General features: G+C 37.0%; 3 protein-coding genes. 1 reads left to right on the top strand and 2 read right to left on the bottom strand.

The window, feature by feature from the left end:
* Positions 1–98: 98 nt before the first annotated feature.
* The gene (istA, locus tag EKL98_RS15380; RefSeq protein WP_126563087.1) at positions 99–1,646 is read right to left on the bottom strand and encodes an IS21 family transposase; all 1,548 of its coding nucleotides are present in this window, start codon (positions 1,644–1,646) and stop codon (positions 99–101) included.
* 38 nt (positions 1,647–1,684) lie between these two features.
* Here istA and EKL98_RS17635 point away from each other — a divergent pair, with 38 nt between their 5' ends.
* A complete protein-coding gene (locus EKL98_RS17635; RefSeq protein WP_158618338.1) occupies positions 1,685–1,846 on the top strand; it encodes a hypothetical protein in 162 nt (53 codons plus the stop codon).
* A 28-nt stretch (positions 1,847–1,874) separates the two neighbouring features.
* On the opposite strand, the gene EKL98_RS15375 is transcribed toward EKL98_RS17635, so the two are convergent.
* A partial coding sequence (locus EKL98_RS15375; RefSeq protein ID WP_262706933.1) for a Dps family protein occupies positions 1,875–2,123 on the bottom strand: 249 nt, incomplete at its 5' end.

Below are 2,123 nucleotides of genomic sequence, written 5' to 3'. Positions count from 1 at the left end.
CGCTTTCAATGGCTGTTTTAAAAGCATTAAACATACCATAAAGCTTCATTTGCTTCATTTTTGTTACTGTGGATTCATTCATGTTTTCAAGATTTAATTTAGTTATAATAATGTTTTCCTCTTATGTTACCGTGACTCGGGAGTTCCTGCTCGGGTTCTTTTTCAAAATCAATAAGGTCTAGGTTGTTTTCCAAAATATTTTGTATGGTCTTAAAATTGTAAATTTTAAAATCAAGTGCCCGTTTACAGGCATTTATTAATCGCTGCTTGCCTACCTTTTTTTCGAAGTTCAGTATTCCCAAACAACTTTTATAGGCTTGTTCAGGGTGGTTTCTACTTTCGATTATCTGCAAAATGTATTCTCCCACCGACTCGTCTATACTGCTCGCCCAGTCAATGAAGCGGGCCGCGCTCCACTGGGCTACAAATTGATGTGTGCTGGCCAAATGTTCCGGAGTTGTGGTATAAACATAAGGTCTGTAATTTCGTGCATGGACAGCTATTCGATTGTATTTATAATAGATCTCTACTGTAGATTTGGTATACAATAGTTTGGCTTTTTTCTTTACGTATTGATACGGAACGCTGTAGTAATTTTTGTCTTGACTTAATTGAACATGTCCGTTTTGCATCACTGTGGCAAAGGATTGGTATTTGATTTCAAAACGTTCTTGTGGAAGTGCTCGGAGTTGTTGTTGCTCGTCTTCTAAAAACAATTCTATACGAGAGTAAGGACGTCCGGTGAGTTTTCGACTATTATGAGTGTCCAATAAATCCCATACCTGCTGGTTTAATTCTTCCAATGAAAAGAATTTGGTTTCTTTTAGAGTTACATAAATCCTTCGGTACAAGATCTTGACAGCCCCTTCAACCAATGATTTATCTCTTGGTTTATAAGCCCTGGCAGGCAAGATTGTAGTCTGGTAATGTTCGGCTAAATCAGCCAAGGTTTCGTTTATTGTTGGTTCAAAACGACTACTTTTTATTACTGCCGACTTTAAATTATCCGGGACAATTGCCGCAGGAGTACCTTCAAAAAAACGCATAGCATTTTCTACCGAAGCAACAAAATCCTCCTTTTGTTGGCTCATCGAAGCTTCGGCATAGGTATATTGGCTAGCTCCCAATATGGCTACAACAAACTGCACCTCTTTAATTTCTCCAGTGCCTTTATCAATAATGGAGAGTGTCTTTCTAGCATAATCCACATACATTTTATCACCGGCTTTGTGATTGATGTGCATTACGGGATTCACCCGCTTACCCCATATTTTGTAATGATGGCTAAATTGCGAGCTCTTGTAGCCATCAGGATTTACTGCAATATATTGCTCCCATTGGTGTTGTATGGTAACGCCAACTTTTTTCAGTTCTCGTTCCATTTTAGGAAAAAAATTATGGAGTGTCTGCAATTTGGGACTCATTGATTCCACGGCAGTGTGTGAAAACAAAAGTTCCAGTTCGGCATCTGTTTTATCACTAACTACTTCCAAACTTAATCCGAGAACTTCAAATAATGAAATATACTTCTTTACCGTATTTCTTGAAAGTGATAAGTATTTGCTTATGAATAACTTACTTTTCCCGTTACAATAGAATTTAATTGCTTTTCTAATTTTACTCATGTCTGTTATTTTGTTTGCCATAATCCGTATTTTTTTAACGAATGTATGGTGCTAACAACATGAAAAAGTCAGTAGTTTTTAATAATCAATTTGACCCAAAATTAGGTGGTCAAATTAGACTGGAAAGTGGTGGTCAGTTTGCTCCGATATTAGTGGTCAATTTAGACTGGAAAGTGGTGGTCAATTTGACCGGTTTTTCCAATAAGACAGCCGCCAACTAAAAAAAACAATTTTAGCAAAAAAATTAGTTTAACCCAGATACCTTCTCAAAATCCAAGCAATAGTTTCGTGTTGTTGAATTATTCCAGTAAGTAAATCGGCAGTTCCGGCATCATGATTTTCATCAGTACTGATGTCGATATCTTTTCGCAATTCAGCAATTAGTGATTCGTGATCCGATAAAAGTTCTGTGAGCATTGTTTTCTGAATAGGGTATTGGTCAGGATGCTCGACTATTCGAGATAGGAGTGTAAATTCGTTCATCGTTCCAATAGTTTT

This window comes from Flavobacterium bomense, assembly GCF_003970355.1.
This window is presented reverse-complemented; position numbering and strand designations above follow the sequence as displayed.

Coding starts and splice junctions, on each gene's coding strand:
- EKL98_RS17635 (WP_158618338.1), top strand. CDS start 1,685: ATGAAAAAGTCAGTAGTTTTTAATAATCAATTTGACCCAAAATTAGGT.
- istA (WP_126563087.1), bottom strand. CDS start 1,646: ATGGCAAACAAAATAACAGACATGAGTAAAATTAGAAAAGCAATTAAA.